This window comes from Bacillus oleivorans (assembly GCF_900207585.1).
Lineage (GTDB): Bacteria > Bacillota > Bacilli > Bacillales > JC228 > Bacillus_BF > Bacillus_BF oleivorans.
In genome coordinates this window covers 83,782-99,621 of the sequence record NZ_OAOP01000005.1, presented here as the reverse complement: position 1 = coordinate 99,621, position 15,840 = coordinate 83,782, and the positions used below count along the sequence as shown (strand labels likewise).

The 15,840-nt window shown below is 40.8% G+C and carries 15 protein-coding genes; 5 read left to right on the top strand and 10 right to left on the bottom strand.

The features are described from left to right. Nucleotides 1-41: 41 nt before the first annotated feature. From dat to CRO56_RS12370, 3 genes are all read right to left on the bottom strand, one after another. Nucleotides 42-896, bottom strand: a complete 855-nt coding sequence (gene dat / locus CRO56_RS12380; protein WP_097158927.1) for a D-amino-acid transaminase — start codon at nucleotides 894-896, stop codon at nucleotides 42-44. Nucleotides 897-910: 14 nt separating this feature from the next. After that, nucleotides 911-2,326, bottom strand: a complete 1,416-nt coding sequence (gene pepV, locus CRO56_RS12375; protein ID WP_097158926.1) for a dipeptidase PepV — start codon at nucleotides 2,324-2,326, stop codon at nucleotides 911-913. A 249-nt stretch (nucleotides 2,327-2,575) separates the two neighbouring features. Further along, entirely contained in the window at nucleotides 2,576-4,282 is a 1,707-nt protein-coding gene (locus CRO56_RS12370) for a serine hydrolase domain-containing protein (RefSeq protein WP_425427197.1), read from the bottom strand. Between the two features lie 398 nt (nucleotides 4,283-4,680). Between CRO56_RS12370 and CRO56_RS12365 the strand changes: the two genes are divergently transcribed. Beyond that, complete coding sequence (locus tag CRO56_RS12365; RefSeq protein ID WP_097158925.1) at nucleotides 4,681-4,902, top strand: DeoR family transcriptional regulator; 222 nt, start codon at nucleotides 4,681-4,683, stop codon at nucleotides 4,900-4,902. Nucleotides 4,903-5,186: 284 nt separating this feature from the next. Here CRO56_RS12365 and CRO56_RS12360 read toward each other — a convergent pair whose 3' ends face one another. Next, nucleotides 5,187-5,912, bottom strand: coding sequence for a pseudouridine synthase (locus CRO56_RS12360; protein ID WP_097158924.1), 726 nt, complete (start codon nucleotides 5,910-5,912; stop codon nucleotides 5,187-5,189). Nucleotides 5,913-6,008: 96 nt separating this feature from the next. On the opposite strand from CRO56_RS12360, the gene CRO56_RS12355 reads away from it, so the two are divergent. After that, a complete protein-coding gene (locus CRO56_RS12355) occupies nucleotides 6,009-6,230 on the top strand; it encodes a hypothetical protein (RefSeq protein ID WP_097158923.1) in 222 nt (73 codons plus the stop codon). A 61-nt stretch (nucleotides 6,231-6,291) separates the two neighbouring features. Here CRO56_RS12355 and CRO56_RS12350 read toward each other — a convergent pair whose 3' ends face one another. Then, on the bottom strand, nucleotides 6,292-7,905 hold the full coding sequence (locus CRO56_RS12350; protein ID WP_097158922.1) for a putative polysaccharide biosynthesis protein: 1,614 nt from the start codon (nucleotides 7,903-7,905) through the stop codon (nucleotides 6,292-6,294). A 430-nt stretch (nucleotides 7,906-8,335) separates the two neighbouring features. Here CRO56_RS12350 and CRO56_RS12345 point away from each other — a divergent pair, with 430 nt between their 5' ends. Next, entirely contained in the window at nucleotides 8,336-9,622 is a 1,287-nt protein-coding gene (locus CRO56_RS12345) for a BaiN/RdsA family NAD(P)/FAD-dependent oxidoreductase (protein ID WP_097158921.1), read from the top strand. On the opposite strand, the gene CRO56_RS12340 is transcribed toward CRO56_RS12345, so the two are convergent. Continuing rightward, entirely contained in the window at nucleotides 9,613-9,795 is a 183-nt protein-coding gene (locus CRO56_RS12340; protein ID WP_097158920.1) for a sporulation protein Cse60, read from the bottom strand. The genes CRO56_RS12345 and CRO56_RS12340 overlap by 10 nt on opposite strands. A gap of 231 nt (nucleotides 9,796-10,026) precedes the next feature. On the opposite strand from CRO56_RS12340, the gene CRO56_RS12335 reads away from it, so the two are divergent. Further along, a complete protein-coding gene (locus CRO56_RS12335; RefSeq protein ID WP_097158919.1) occupies nucleotides 10,027-10,758 on the top strand; it encodes an ABC transporter ATP-binding protein in 732 nt (243 codons plus the stop codon). Then, the gene (locus tag CRO56_RS12330; RefSeq protein WP_097158918.1) at nucleotides 10,755-11,513 is read left to right on the top strand and encodes an ABC transporter permease; all 759 of its coding nucleotides are present in this window, start codon (nucleotides 10,755-10,757) and stop codon (nucleotides 11,511-11,513) included. Before CRO56_RS12335 ends, CRO56_RS12330 begins: the two co-directional genes overlap by 4 nt. A 307-nt stretch (nucleotides 11,514-11,820) precedes the next feature. Here CRO56_RS12330 and CRO56_RS22905 read toward each other — a convergent pair whose 3' ends face one another. From CRO56_RS22905 to CRO56_RS12315, 4 genes are all read right to left on the bottom strand, one after another. Next, entirely contained in the window at nucleotides 11,821-12,081 is a 261-nt protein-coding gene (locus tag CRO56_RS22905; RefSeq protein WP_179714268.1) for a hypothetical protein, read from the bottom strand. Then, complete coding sequence (locus tag CRO56_RS12325; protein ID WP_097158917.1) at nucleotides 12,059-12,373, bottom strand: rhodanese-like domain-containing protein; 315 nt, start codon at nucleotides 12,371-12,373, stop codon at nucleotides 12,059-12,061. Before CRO56_RS12325 ends, CRO56_RS22905 begins: the two co-directional genes overlap by 23 nt. A 102-nt stretch (nucleotides 12,374-12,475) precedes the next feature. Further along, nucleotides 12,476-13,738, bottom strand: a complete 1,263-nt coding sequence (locus CRO56_RS12320; RefSeq protein WP_097158916.1) for an exo-beta-N-acetylmuramidase NamZ family protein — start codon at nucleotides 13,736-13,738, stop codon at nucleotides 12,476-12,478. 20 nt (nucleotides 13,739-13,758) lie between these two features. Beyond that, a complete protein-coding gene (locus tag CRO56_RS12315) occupies nucleotides 13,759-15,837 on the bottom strand; it encodes a glycoside hydrolase family 3 protein (protein WP_097158915.1) in 2,079 nt (692 codons plus the stop codon). Nucleotides 15,838-15,840 lie beyond the last annotated feature (3 nt).

Below are 15,840 nucleotides of genomic sequence, written 5' to 3'. Positions count from 1 at the left end.
CTCTTATAAGGGTCTGCCCCTTCAAGAAAACCTCTTTCTCATTAGCTTTTAATGCTTGCAAGCTTGGCAATATCTTCAAATAATAAGCTTTGCAGCTTCAAAGTAATCGGACCAGGCTGATCGGAGTATTTCTTATCATCCACTTGAATCACTGGCATAACTTCTACAGTAGTTCCTGCAACAAACACCTCGTCTGCCTGTAATAGCTCATCCGTTGTAAATGCCACTTCCTGTATATCTAAACCTTCTTGACGGCCTAATTCAATAATTCGCTGCCGTGTAATTCCGTTTAAAATAAGATGATCGGCGGGGTGAGTGTATACAGTGCCGCCTTTTACGATGAACACATTAGTCGAGCTTCCCTCTGTTACAACACCATTACGGTGCTGGATTGATTCAAAGCATCCAGCCTCTACCGCTTTTTGTTTAGCTAGCACATTTCCAAGCAAACTAATGCTCTTGATGTCACAGTGGAGCCAGCGAGTATCCTCAATAATAGTCGCTTTTACCCCTGACTTCATTTGCTCAAGCGGTCTCTTCGCTTCTTTCGTAAATCCAACCATTTGGGGAACAACAGCCTTATCAGGAAAGGCGTGGTTCCGAGGCCACTCACCTCTGGAAACCTGGACATAAATCGTACCATCGATCAGATCTGTTGCCTCTTTTAATTCAACAAGACTCGCCAGAATTTCATCTGGAGCTAATTCAAGCTGGATCCCGATTTTTCGGGCACTGTCATAAAGTCGTTTCATATGGCCTTCCGCTAAGTATAGTTCACCATCGTAAACCCGAACTACTTCGTATACACCGTCACCAAAATGAAATGCACGATCATCTATACTGATTCGAACATCGTCTTTATTTACAATTTTTCCATTCCACAATACTTTTTCCATCTGTTCTTCCCCCATTAATCTTTATTAGCTAACTCAAAAATCGCTTGTGCATAAATAGATGCTGCTTTCAACATATCGTCAATGATAATATATTCATCCTTTTGGTGAGCCACGTCCGGTCTTCCTGGAAATAGAGGACCGAATGCTACACCCGCTTTCAGGGACCTTGCATACGTACCCCCTCCAATAGTTAAAAGCTTCGCCTCTTCACCTGTTTGCTCCTCATAGACCTTTTTTAAGATTTGAATGAGCACGCTGTCTTTTTCAACATGATGCGGTTTAGAGTCATCAAAATCTTCTAATCCAAAACCATGTGTTTCCAAAAGAGCTTGCAGTGATTTTAATTGCTCCTCCATACTATACGTAACCGGATAGCGAATATTGATTCCAATCTGTGCTTTCCCTGAATCACTATATTCGAATACACCTGCATTTACAGTAAGATCCCCGGTAATATCATCCGAATATTTAAGCCCGAGCTGTTGACCTCTTGAATCCTGAAATAAAAAGTTTTTTATAAATCGGAAGTAGGCTTTAGCTTTTTTATCAAGGCTTAGCTCTGACAGAAAAGCACTCAAATAAAGGCCTGCATTTTTTCCTTTATCCGGTTCCATTGCGTGAGCCGCTTCACCCTCTACCTTTAAAATCGTTATGCTATTTTCAAAAGAATAATGACCTGTAAGCATGTGGTTTAGCAGAAATTGCTCAAATTGCTCTTGAATCCTGGAGGTATCCTCTCCTGACTCTATTTTGGCAACTGCATGATCTGGCACCATATTTAACCTTTGTCCAGACTGAAAATAAAGGACCCTGATCCCATCACTTGAGTTTGCGGATTGTTTTTGGACGATAAAGAAGTCGGCAATTCCTTTTTCGGCATGTATGATAGGGAAGTCAGCGTCAGGGGCAAAGCCAAGCTTTGGCATTTCCTCCGTCTCAAAGTATCGCTTGACACAGCGCCATTTACTTTCTTCATCTGTCCCAATAATGACCCTTACCCTCTTCTTTAATGGTAGGCTTAATTCCTTAATCAGCTTTAAACCATAGTAGGCAGCCATCGTAGGACCTTTATCATCCATAGCCCCCCTTGCAAACAGCTTTCCTTCCCTAATTTCAGGGGAAAAGGGAGGACTCGTCCAGCCATCGCCAGCTGGTACCACATCTACATGACAAAGTACGCCAACAATTTCTTCGCCGTTACCATATTCAATATGACCAGCTAGGTTATCTACGTTTTTTACATTAAAGCCATCTCTTTCACCTAGGCTAAGCATATAATCTAATGCTTCTTTTACACCCTCGCCAAGCGGGGTATCTTTAGTGGCTTTAGCTTCATCTAAGATACTCTCAATCGAAAGCAGTCCGAATGTGTCCTCTAACAACGCATTTTTACGTTTCAGAATTTCTTCTGACCAATTAATGGTAGCCATTGCCGCGTCTCCTTTTTATGTATTGCATTATATCGTAAGCTTATCAAAAGAAAGGAGGATTATCCATATCTTTAGGAAGCAAACCCAAAAACATTGCTTTGTCTTAATCCCTGGCGGAAATGCGGGATGTGTGGTAATCCTAAAAATCTATGAATTTTCCTTACTTCCTAAAATCGCTATTAAAATATTTTCCTATCATTCTTTTAGAAAAAATTTGGCATCCTACATAATAGGATGCCGAATTGGATATTAATAATTTCTCCAAACCCATTCCTCACTGTTTAGTTCAAGAGGTAGTGATTTTCCAGAGGAAGTAACAAGTTTGGCATTAGTTACATACCAGCCCCTGCCATTATAATAGGTATCCGTTGCATAGCGGAATCGGATATGGGTTGTTCCCGCGGGGATGGAAAGTTCCTTTGTTATCCAATCTACGCTAGATCCTGTATGGTTATCATTTAGTGTAGCCCAGGTTTCTCCGTCACTAGAAACCTCTACATAACCGATATCGTATCCATCCTCTGTACGATACCATGTATCAAAGGATAAGGTTGCGTCTCCCACAAGATTTACCTCTGCTGTTAATGTTTTATTGACATTTCCACCGTACCCCGAAAACCAGGCGCCGTTTTTATTAGGAATGGAAACCGGGATTGCATCGGCAACTTGTTGCGCAAATGCACGTCTTGCCGGATTGGTAGAAACAGTATTTCTTGTAGGATGTACTCGATTCGTTAATAAAATGGCAATCGTATCATTGTTTTGGCTTACTGCAATGGATGTTCCTGTGTAACCGGTGTGCCCTAAGGTATATGATTCAGTTAATGCATCCATATACCATATTTGATTAAGTTCCCAGCCTAAACCGTGATCATCTCCAGGGAATTCCGGGATTTGATTTTCAACCAATAATTCTATTGTTTCAGACTGTAAAATTTGCTTGTTCCCGTATCTTCCATCATTCAAATACATGTGTGCGAGTTTGGCAAGGTCTTCTGCTGTAGAAAAAACACCCGCATGTCCTGCCACTCCATCCAAAGCCCAAGCCTTTTCATCATGAACTTCTCCCCAAACAATTCCGCGGCCGGTCCATGGCTGATCTTCTGTTGCAGCAATTCGATATTTCAAATCTTCAGGAGGATTGTACATCGTATCTTTCATTCCAAGAGGTTCGGTTATTTCTTCTTTCACGAATTCATCTAAACGTTTGCCGGATAAACGCTCGACCAAGACTCCTAGTGTAATCATATTGAGGTCACTGTAAGTGTATGTAGTTCCGGGTTCATTTCGAAGCGGATATTGCAAGACGTATTGCAATCTATCTTCTCTTGTTCCTTCCACATCGGCAACCGGAGCGCTAGGTGCGAAGCCTGATGTATGTGTCATCAGCTGCTCAATGGTAACTTTCTCTTTTCCGTTCACTGCAAATTCCGGAATATGTTCAGCAACCTGATCGTCGAGTTCAAAATATCCATCTTCATATAAAATCATCGCAGCCGTCGTTGTGAAAATTTTACTGATGGATGCCAAATCGAAAATCGTATTTTTATTCATTGGAATTGGATCTTCTGCTTCTGCAAATTCAGCATCTTCATATTTGTAGGCATATCCATATGCCTCATGCTGAACAATATGTCCTCGTCGAGCAACAAAGGTCACAGCCCCTGGCATGACACCATCAGTAATCATCGTTTCCATGATCGAATCAATTTCCTCAAGCGGCCCTTCCATCATTCCAGCACCCCTAGCCGATCCTGGATGCAGAACAGGTGAAAGCGGACCTGGATGACTCCATGAAAACTTCGGATGAGCCTTTGTTGGCGCTTGCGGTTTTTTATCTGGCACTTCCATGGATGAATCAGCTGTAGTATTGTTCGCATTGACTATGAATGCAGTACTAAAAAATGTTGATAAAAGTAGTAAGATAGATAGAGAAATAGACTGGATTTGTTTCAAAATTTCTTTCCTCCTTATAAATTATCAGTTTATTTCGAATCTTAATTCTATTAACTTATATTAAGAACATAGAGTCTATAATCCATTGGAATCAAAAAGAGATGATTTTTTATTACTTTCGACCCGGGAGCAGTTATTATTTTAAAAAATAGGGTAATCCCAATGATGCTTCATCATATAGATGGAAAAAAGAAGGGATCCCTAGACTCCAGCCCCTTTAGCCATTCATTTTGTAAATTATCTGTGAATTACTGGTCATTTTGTAGAGAAAAGTCTAAAATAAGAGGTGTAAAGTTGATTAAAAGGAGATGTTTGCTTAGCGAACCCATACACAGCATAGTTAGAAAATGGACGACAGCCTGAGTTGCCTTTGGAAAAAGTTCATAAGGAGTGGTTTTTTGAAACCTACAACTGACCGTATGCTGACTCGTATAAAATCTATGTATATGTTCATTAAAGAAAACGGTACGGTTTCCACCCAAGAGCTTGTAGAGGAATTTGATATGACCTCCAGAACCATCCAAAGAGATTTAAATGTGTTAGCCTATAACAACTTAGTGACAAGTCCAAGCCGCGGCAAATGGACCACTACCAGAAAAAAAGTAAAATTGACTTCGTAGAAATATCGACACGTACATATAGAAATTCCAATAACGAGAAAAGACTGCTGTGTTTGTTCAGCAGTCTTTTTATTTGCGCTCTGTTTATTTGCTCTCAGTACTGAATTGGATCCAACATAGAGACTTATTTGGACAGGCTTAGTGAATATAATGCCTTTCGTGTCTGAATCATGGGCTTATTTAGACAGCTTGGGTGAATCCAAACGCAATCGTATCCAAATCACAGGCTCTTTCTTAATAATCCGAAAAACATCATTCTTTGCGAAAACAGACTTATGCAACAATCATTCTTGCAAATCTTTACGATCACGCAAAAGCTCGACTTCCTCCTCTGTCAGCTCCCTATACTCCCCTAATTCTAAGGACTCGTCCAGCTTTAAAGATCCCATTGATATTCTTTTTAAATAAATGACCCTCTTCCCACGCGCGAGGAACATTCTTTTAACCTGATGGAATTTACCCTCCGTAATTGTTAACGCAATGTCAGAAGTCGGTCCCTTTTTTAAAATTTCAAGGATTCCCGGCTTCGTCACATAACCGTCATCTAACGTAACCCCTTTTTTAAAAGCCGCAATATCGTCTTCATTCACTTCCCCTTCAATAACGGCAAAATAAGTCTTTGGGACATGCTTTTTAGGGGAAAGCAGTTGGTGTGCAAGCTGTCCATCATTGGTTAACAGTAAAAGACCCTCCGTATCCTTGTCGAGGCGGCCGACCGGAAATGGTTGAAACAAAGCATCCTCCCATTCCAGCAGATCAAGCACAGTCTCCTCCTTCATATCCTCGGTTGCCGAAATAACACCTGGAGGTTTGTTCATCATTAAATAAATAAATTCCTTATACTCGACCGTTTCACCGTGAACCGTAACAGTATCTTCTACAGGATTCACCTGTTCTTTGCCATCCTTCACCAGTGAGCTATTTACTTGAACGGCTCCGTCTTTTAAAAGCTTTTTGACCTCTTTGCGGCTCCCAAAGCCTAAGTTGGCTAGCATTTTATCAATTCGCATTTTATCCACCCAATTCATTTGAATCTTTCTAATATCTGTGACAGGGATTACCGTCTATTCATAAACTACTATGAATCTAAATTGAGGAGGGTTCCTATGTACAGACAACAGCAGCAGCCTGGTCAATTTGGTCAGTTCCCAGGCGGTCAATTCCCCGGCGGACAGTTCCCAGGCGGTTTCCCTGGAGGCGGTCAGTTTGAACGGCGTTTGAGTCGGCTTGAACGAGAAGTAGAACGTAAAAATCGTGAAATAGACCGATTGGAACGCCGGGTTGACCGCATTGAACGCAGATTAGGCATTCGCGACGAAGAATATTAAAAAGAGAGCGGTTCTCCTTGATGGAGTTTACCGCTTTCTTCTTTCTCTGAAATTATGCAAATTACCCAAGAACCTTCATTTTTAACTTTTGATATTGGCTAGGGAATAGTTTAGCTACAATTCCCAGCTTTAAACTGACAAGCCCATAAGCAATCATTCCCATTAATACACTTGGAATCAATAACCATAGTGCTTGAAGCTTTGTTACCGGTTCAAAGAAGGCCGCAAAAATTGTATAAACAGCCCAAACTGCTAATGACATAAAGACTGTAAGAAGCAACACAAGAAAAGAAACCTTCATTACTTTTTTATATTGGAAAGCTGTGGTCCATTTTATCACAAACAAATTAATGGAGATGGCAGCGGCATATCCAAGAGCTGTAGCAGCTATCGCTCCTTCCGCATCAAGCCATTTAATCAAAGGAATATTAAGACTTAATTTAACCAAAAGTCCGACTAGCAAGCTTAAAAGCGTATAACGTTGTTCGTTAACGCCCTGAAGAATAGCCGCCGTAACGGAAAACAATGCGAACAGAATCGCAACTGGAGCGTAGGCTCGCAAAATTCCAATCCCTAAAGGGTCATTTTCATAGAAAAAGGTATACATTGGTTCAGCCAACAGCATCAGACCTGCACAGGCAGGAACTGTTAAGAATAATAAAACTTGAAAGGTTTGATTCAGCTGATCATGCAGGGTTTTATATTCTTGCCGAACAAACGACTTCGTAATAACTGGGACTAACGTTAAGGATAATGCAATCGCTAGAGAAACAGGAATCATAACAAGTTTGTGCGATGAAAAGTTAATCGCAGAAAATGCCTTCTCTGCCTCCACCCCATTAAAACCGGCCTCTAGCATAGCTCGGTTAAAGGTCAGCTGATCAATAAATTGGAAAAGGGGATTGGCAATCCCGACTAAAATAAAAGGACCAGCATACGTTAAAAGCTCTTTGTACATTTCCCATGTCGTTAAATGAACCCTCCCTTTACTTTGAAGGGTGAGTTTGTCCAAATGGGATTTTCTCCTAAACCAATACCAGCCAAGAACTACAAGTCCCCCAACCGCTCCGACAAAGGCAGCAAAGGTGGCAAGATTAACAGCTGTACTTAATTCACCATGAAAAATATAAATCACTGCAAAAGACCCTGCTAATAAAAAGACAATCCTAACAATTTGTTCTACAACTTGAGAAACAGCAGATGGCCCCATCGATTCATGTCCCTGGAAAAAGCCGCGAATTAAGCTGAGAAAAGGAACAAGGATGAGGGCAAAGCTGACAGCACGAATAACTCCAATAACATCATCTTTTGTTGATAAAAATCCTTCATCGGGAATAATAGAATCAGCGAGTAAGGGTGCTAATGCAAAAAGGATTAGAAAGGTAGCAAAACCGGTCAAAAGCATTAAAAATATCCCAGACCTGAACAATTTCCTTCCGACTTCATATTCTTCCATTGCATTGTATTTTGAGATAAACTTAGATACGGCAAGCGGTACGCCCGCAGTTGCAACACTGATGGCAATTGTATATGGCACGTATCCATATTGGTATAAAGCCGTTCCCTCTTGCCCTAAAATAGAGTACATCGGGATCACATAAAAAAGGCCCAAAAATTTAGAAATAAATGTACCTAACGTTAAAATTAAGGTACCCCGTATTAGACTTGAAGACATGATTAATCCTTCCTAATCTTTCGCTATCTGTCGATTCTTGTATGACGCTATCTGTAGTTTACATGTTTTCCAGCTGAATTGACAATTTTCTTTTACATATCAAAGTGAAACGGGGGGACGGTTCTTGCGTTTCATCCATACTTCTGAAACGCAAGAACCGTCCGAGGGCACTGAAAACGTAATGTCTGTAAAACTTAGATGTTGATTTGCACTCCAGGCGCTTCGCTTTCCGCGGGCGATGCGGGGAGCCTCCTCGGCGCTATAGCGCCTGCGGGGTCTCCCCTGCACCGTTCTCCCGCATGAGTCTTCGCGCCTTCCGCTCCAATCAACTGCGTTAAAAAATCAATAATGAACTTTAACATAGTCAAGATTTTTCAGTGCACTCGAACCGTCCCTATGTCTCAAAATGAAAAGCAGGCAGGTGAATGAATTGATTTATGATTGTATTGTAATTGGCGGCGGACCATCCGGGTTAATGGCAGGTATTGCTGCTGGAGAAAGCGGAGCAAAGGTTCTGCTCCTAGACAAAGGAAATAAATTAGGGCGGAAACTCGCGATTTCCGGCGGTGGCAGATGCAATGTGACCAACCGGCTTCCGATTGATGAAATCGTTAAGCACATCCCTGGAAATGGCCGATTTTTATATAGTGCTTTTTCCGTTTTCAATAATGAAGATATTATTGCTTTTTTTGAAAATCTTGGAGTGAAATTGAAAGAAGAAGATCATGGCCGAATGTTTCCAATCTCTGATAAAGCCCAATCGGTTGTAGATGCTTTACTTAGAAAATTAGATGATCTGAACGTAGAAATCCAGACAAACACACCAGTAAAGGATATTCATTATGACAACAATGGCAGTCATCAGGTTGAATTAATCGATGGTGAAAAAGTTAAAACGTATACTATTATTATTGCGGTTGGCGGGAAGTCAGTGCCTCATACTGGTTCAACCGGTGATGGATACGCATGGGCTGAAAAAGCGGGACATACGATTACAGACCTTTATCCAACAGAGGTACCATTAACTTCTAAAGAAGATTTTATTGTGTCTAAACAATTGCAGGGCCTATCTCTTCGCGATGTAGCTTTAAGTGTATTAGATCCAAAAGGTAAACCGCTCATTACCCATAAGATGGATATGATTTTTACCCATTTTGGCATCTCTGGTCCAGCCGTTCTCAGATGCAGCCAATTTGTCGTAAAAGCTATGAAGAAATGGAAGCTAAATGAAGTAACCATGTCAATTGATGCAATTCCGGGAGAAAACGCCGAACAATTGTTTCAAAATTTGATAAAACAGCTTAAAGATGAACCGAAAAAAGCAGTAAAAAATGTTTTAAAAGGTGTTTTACCCGAGCGATACTTACACTTTTTATTCGAGCGTGCAGGGATTGACCCATCTGATTTGGCAAGTCAAATTAGCCACGATAAGCTGCGAAAGTTTGTTCAATTATGCAAGGGATTTTCTTTTCTCGTTAATGGAACCTTATCCATTGAAAAAGCATTTGTAACAGGAGGCGGTGTTTCCATTAAAGAAATCGAACCGAAAATGATGAAATCAAAGCTCCAAAGCGGACTCTATTTTTGCGGGGAAATTCTCGATATCCACGGCTATACAGGCGGATATAATATTACATCTGCGCTTGTTACTGGCCGGCTCGCCGGATTAAATGCAGCCGAAGAAGCAAAGGAGATTCGCGCAGTCCATCAGGCGTGATACACAACCATTGCGGTGAAACAATAAATTTGATCACCAGCAGGCTCGGTAAAAGCTGAAACACCATATTTAATGTCGATTACATCTGAACTGTCTAATGTAGCTAAAAAGCGGTTGATCGCATCCTGTAAATCCTTTTCATGATCACAGTCAAATAATTTAACCTGAACCATCTTTGTTTCCCCTTTATTTGTTAGAATCACTAAAAAGTATGGACAAATTAGCATACTTTTTAAACAATTCAAACTAAAAAGACTCTTTAAGAATAAGAGTCTTTTTTTATAATTATTACTTGTTTAAAATAATTATTGATTGAAGCGCTCTTACAATTCATTTACAATAATATTTTAAAGCTACTAGGTAAATTTATTATTTTTTGCTGTTTTCAAAAGGGATGTGAAATCATGTCAACCAGCTATCAGCCGGCTATTCATTTTAACCATGTTTATTTTTCGATTGATGATAAACCGATTTTAAAAAACATTACCGGTTCCTTTCCAGAAGGTAAAATCATTACACTTGTAGGCCCTTCAGGGGCAGGAAAATCAACCCTGCTTAAATTATGTAATGGACTTCTATCGCCGGAAGCAGGAGAAATCTATATTAAAGAAAAACCGATTGAGGGCTTTGATCCCGTTGAATTACGTCGGCTTGTCGGAATCGCCTTACAGAGTGCACCAATGATTTCGGGCACGATTCAGGACAATTTAGCCTTACCCCTTACTCTTCAGGGAAAACAGCTTTCAGAGGATCAGGCAAAAGAACTCTTAGAGGATGTCGGTTTGGATCCGGGCTTTTTATATCGAAATGTCAGGGATTTGTCAGGAGGACAGAGGCAAAAGGTTTCCATTGCAAGGACACTGGTTAATTTGCCGCAAATCTTACTGTTGGATGAAATTACTTCTTCATTAGATCGCACATCTCAGCAGGAGATTGAGGAGCTCATCGTTAAAATAAATCAAAAATATGGTACTACCATCATTTGGATTACACATAATTTACGTCAGGCGATTACGGTTGGAAACTATACCTGGGTTTTAATGGACGGAGAAATTGTAGAAACAGGGGAAAGCGAATTACTGAAATCGCCTGTCAATGAAAAAGTCAAGCGATTTGTAAAGGGGGAAGGAAATTGACATATACCACTTTAGCTATAACTTTGATATTTGTCCTAATCCCTCTTATACTGTCTAAGACGTTAAAGCTCGGTCTAGAAAAGGACACCCTTATTGCGACAATCCGATCGATTATTCAATTACTTATTATTGGATATGTCCTTAAATTTGTATTTGAATCGGATAGCTTGATATATATCTTTTTAATGGTCACGCTTATGATTGTTACCGCAACTCTTAATGCCCGTAAAAAAGGGGCTGCAATTAAAGGAATTACATGGAAAGTTGCGGTCGCCCTGATTTTTGTTGAAATATTAACTCAAAGCATTTTAATCGGCCTTAACATTACGCCGCCAAAAGCTCAGTACATTATTTCCATTAGCGGAATGGTGATTGGAAACTCGATGGTTTTGGCAATCTTGTTCCTCAACCGTTTTACAGCCGAGGTAGAGGGTCATCGTGATGAAACAGAATTGATCTTATCCCTTGGCGGTACACCAAAACAGGCAATTCATTCACAACTTATTAATTCTATTAAAGCCAGTATGATACCGACGATCGAAAGTCAAAAAACCGTAGGACTCGTTCAATTGCCTGGGATGATGAGCGGCCAGATTATTGCCGGGGCTGATCCGATTCAGGCCGTCCAGTTTCAATTGCTTATTTTATTTTTACTCCTTACTACTGCAGCCGTTACTAGTATCATTCTCGGTTTTTTGTCGTATCCAACCTTGTTTAATGAGCGGATGCAGATCGTGAGAGGGGAGAGTGGGTAGAATGTGAATGCTATTAGTCTCTATCTAATGGGGAGTTCTGACTGATTTGGGCGGAACCCCCATTTTTTCGGTAATTTTTTTATTTTATGGGCGGTTACGCGAAATTTTTGGGTGAGTTTAACTTTTTATTGGCTGCTCGCAGAAATTATTGGGCAGCGCCACTCCGTTTTCGGGGCTCTTTTACACATAATGGGCTGATTTGAAAATAAATGGTCGAATTAGCAAATGATTGGGCGGATGACCTTAACATCTTTTTGATCGATACGGCATTTTTTGGAGCAACCCCTGCTTTTTTGAGCGGTTTGCATTAATTTGAAGCGTATTCTCCGTTTTTTAGAGCAGTACCGATAGAGTTTGGAGCGGATTCAAGTATTTTTGGAGCATCCTGTAACAGGTTGGAGCGCCTGTACCATGTTTGGAGTTTATTTTTCGAATATGGAGCGTATTCTGCTATTTTGATGCATACCTCACAATTTTTAGATTCCGCCATTTTATTTGCTAAGCCAGCAAAAAAAGGCAGCCGCCCCGGACTGCCTTTTAAAAAACTATAATTTTGGCTTTGTTTCACCTTTATATTCCAGCATGCCGCCGACCATATTTCTTACTTTATAGCCTTGATCCTGTAGAAAATGGCTAACATTTTCACTTCGTCTTCCGGAGCGGCAAATAATAATATATTCTTGATTTTTGTCGAGCTTGTTTAAGTGTTCTGGAATTTCCCCCATCGGAATATGTACAGCTTCTGGAATCTTCCCTTGTGAAACCTCTTCATCCTCTCTGACGTCAATAAGGTTTAACGTTTCGCCTTCCTCTAAAAGCTTCCTTACTTCTTCTGGTGTAATCTGCTTTATTGCTTCCATTTTACGCCCTCCTACTTTAGTTACTGTTGTCATTATAAACATTTTTAGAATTAGTTCAAAGTGAGAGCCTCCTTTAAAACAAGGAGGCTCTTGCAAACTAATTTAATATAATAAGTATTCTCTCCGGATTTGCTTAAATTCATTTAGCCCCGCTTTCCACTGATTCTCCATCTCTTGAACCGATACTCCATTTTCAATGGCTTCACGGATCCAGCCGTTTCCAATCAGGTTATCAAAGAAAGAGATACCCGCACTATTTTCTGCTCTGAACTGGAAGTTTTCCGGATACATATCATGCAGCGTTTTTACGATATGAAGACCGGTTTCAATTGGTTTATACGCTTGTTTATTAGTAACGTGAATTTGGACTCCGTGACTAAGAACACCACTATGTTTAGATGTTGTCGGCGTAAAGGATGCGGCGCGGAAAATCACACCAGGTAATTCCAATTCATTTAAGGCAGCAGCGAATTCAGTACTATTAACGAATGGCGCACCAATTAATTCAAATGGTTTTGTCGTTCCGCGGCCCTCAGATATGTTAGTCCCTTCAATTAAAGCTGCTCCTGGGTAAACAAGTGCCGTATCAAGCGTCGGCATGTTAGGCGATGGCAAGACAAATTCTAATCGCGTGTCATCGTAATACATATTACGGTTCCAGCCTTCCATTTCGACCACTGTTAAATCAGCACCTATATCAAATTCTTCGTTGAATAATTGGGCTAATTCTCCTACTGTCATCCCATGGCGCAATGGAATCGGATAATTCCCGACAAAGGATGCATAGGCTGGATCAAGAACAGGACCTTCAACTTTTTGACCCCCTAATGGATTTGGGCGGTCGAGTACAATAAATTCTTTGTCATTTTCAGCTGCAGCTTCCATTGCATATGCCATCGTGTAAATGTATGTGTAGAAACGTGTGCCGACATCCTGTATGTCAAATAGAAGCACATCTACATTTTCAAGCATTTCTGGAGTAGGTTTTCTCGTTTGGCCATAAAGACTATAAACCGGCAGTCCTGTTGTTTCATCGATATAAAATTCGACATATTCGCCTGCCTGTGCATTTCCGCGAACCCCATGCTCAGGTCCGTAAAGAGCTGTTAATTCTACATTCGGATCATTGTAGAGCATGTCTACAATACTATTTAACTCTTGATCTACTCCCGTTGGATTTGTAATCAGCCCCACCCGTTTTCCTTCAATCAGATGTTTTTGGTCCCCGAGCAAAACCTCCACACCTAATTTAAATTCATTGGGATTTTTGCCATTATTATTAGATTCTCCTCTATCTGCTAGCGCTGCAGAAAGAGCAGTTAGAAGCATGACAACCATTCCGAACAACATAACTGTTTTTTTCATAAACCCTCACTCCTCACCCATTAATAGGATAGGCCATGGCCAAATGAATACAGAACATTGCCATTTTGATCTGGAATTGTCACTGGCAGAAGCCCAGTTGGTTTATTTTCCCCAAAAAGGGCAGCTGCCGTCGCTTTGAAACTTGCATTTCTATAGCTATACTGTGCTAAATAAGCATCAATTTCCGGGAAGGCCATGATGTCATATGGATTGCGAATCCCTACCCCGATTACAGGTACATCCGCTTCTTCTATAACCTGATTAATCATCTGCATCTGCGGACTGTTCGGCGAGCGGCCACTAACGCTAAAGGTATAAGATCCGATCACAACTGCGCTTGCATCAGCTAATTGTGCAAGCTGTGTTTCATTCAATAGATCGGATGCCCGGATAAGATCGGTATTATCATGCTTTTCTTTTATCGCATCATAAAGGTTCGTAATATACGTATTTCCTACCACGACAATCTTTTCATCATCTGTTAGATTAAGCGGAAGAGCCTGTTCGTTTTTAACAAGTGTAATCGATTTATTTGCAACATCTGCTTCGACTTGCTTATGTTCAGCAGAACCGACAATTTGTTCTGCATTTGCCACGATCTCTTCAATTGGTACAGGACTTTCCGCTTTTATAATCCCGCGTTTAATTTTTAAGGTTAAAATTCGCTTCACCGATGCTTCGAGCCGTTCCTCAGTTATTTCACCAGTTTCTACTGCTTCAAGTAAACCATCTGCTACTTCCTTAAGACCAACAGGCATTAAAATAATGTCTGTCCCGGCATTCACAGAACGGATAACTGCATCAACAGGACCAAAATGCTCCGCAATCGCGGCCATATTTAATGCATCGGTAATAATAACGCCCTCATATCCCATTTCTTCTCGCATTAGCTCCGTTAATACTTTATAGGATAAAGTTGCAGGCAATGAAATTTCTGTCCCATCTTTTTGCGATATAACTTTTGTCCCGTCAATTTTCGGAAACGTAACGTGGGCTGTCATAATCGCATCAATCCCGGCATCCATAGCTTGCTGGAATGGATAAAGCTCAACCGCGAGCAATCGCTCTTTATCATGGGGAACTTCCGGTAATAGCAGATGGGAATCAGTTGCAGTATCTCCGTGTCCCGGGAAGTGCTTGGCCGTAGCTGCAATTCCAGCACCCTGTAATCCTTTTGTATAAGCCACTCCTAACTCTGCCACAAGCTCTGGTGACTCTCCAATAGACCGTACTCCAATAACAGGATTATCCGGGTTATTATTGACATCTAGTACAGGAGCTAAATTCATGTTAATGCCAAGTGCATGTAATTCTTCACCAATGACCCTGCCGACATTTTCTGCGATTTCAGAGGATCTGGTTGCCCCAAGTGCCATGTTTCCAGGCATATCAGTTCCTGACTGGAGACGAGTTACGATTCCGCCTTCCTGGTCTATTGCCATCAGCAACCCATATTTTTCAGATGCTTCCTGATAGGCAGCTACAAGTTTTGCTGTTTGTTTAGTTGCCACTACATTTTCGCGGAAGAGAATCACACCACCAAGGTCGTACTCCTGTACTAACGCTTCTATTTCAGGAAGCATTTCTGTTACATCTGCTCCGTTCCATTTTCTGAAATCAGGCATTAGCATTTGACCAATTTTTTCATTGAGAGTCATTCCCTCAATGGCATTGTCGATAATGTTATAGCGTTCACTTTTTTGCTTAATCACAAGCTGGCCAGATTCTTTATGATGATGGACTGCAATTTCATCGGTATATCGTCCGTCTGTTACCGTAATAAAGGAACGTCCATTTTGACCGGTAAAGGTTACCACACCATCCTCGTTAACGGTTGCCACGTTTTTATTTTTAGAATTCCATGATAGGTTTTCTGATACGGCTTCAAAATGACCATCTCCATAAATATGAAGAACCTTTAAATCAATTTGGTCACCAACCAATTCAACCGTTGCCTCGGGAACATTTTGAAAAATAATTAAATCCTTAATGCCGCTATTATCTTCAGCATGAACGGTCGTTTTTGAGAAGCTAAAAGGACTTAGGAGCATTGCAGCCATCGTCAGATAAATAAACGTTAATTTTACCCGTCTTCTCATTTT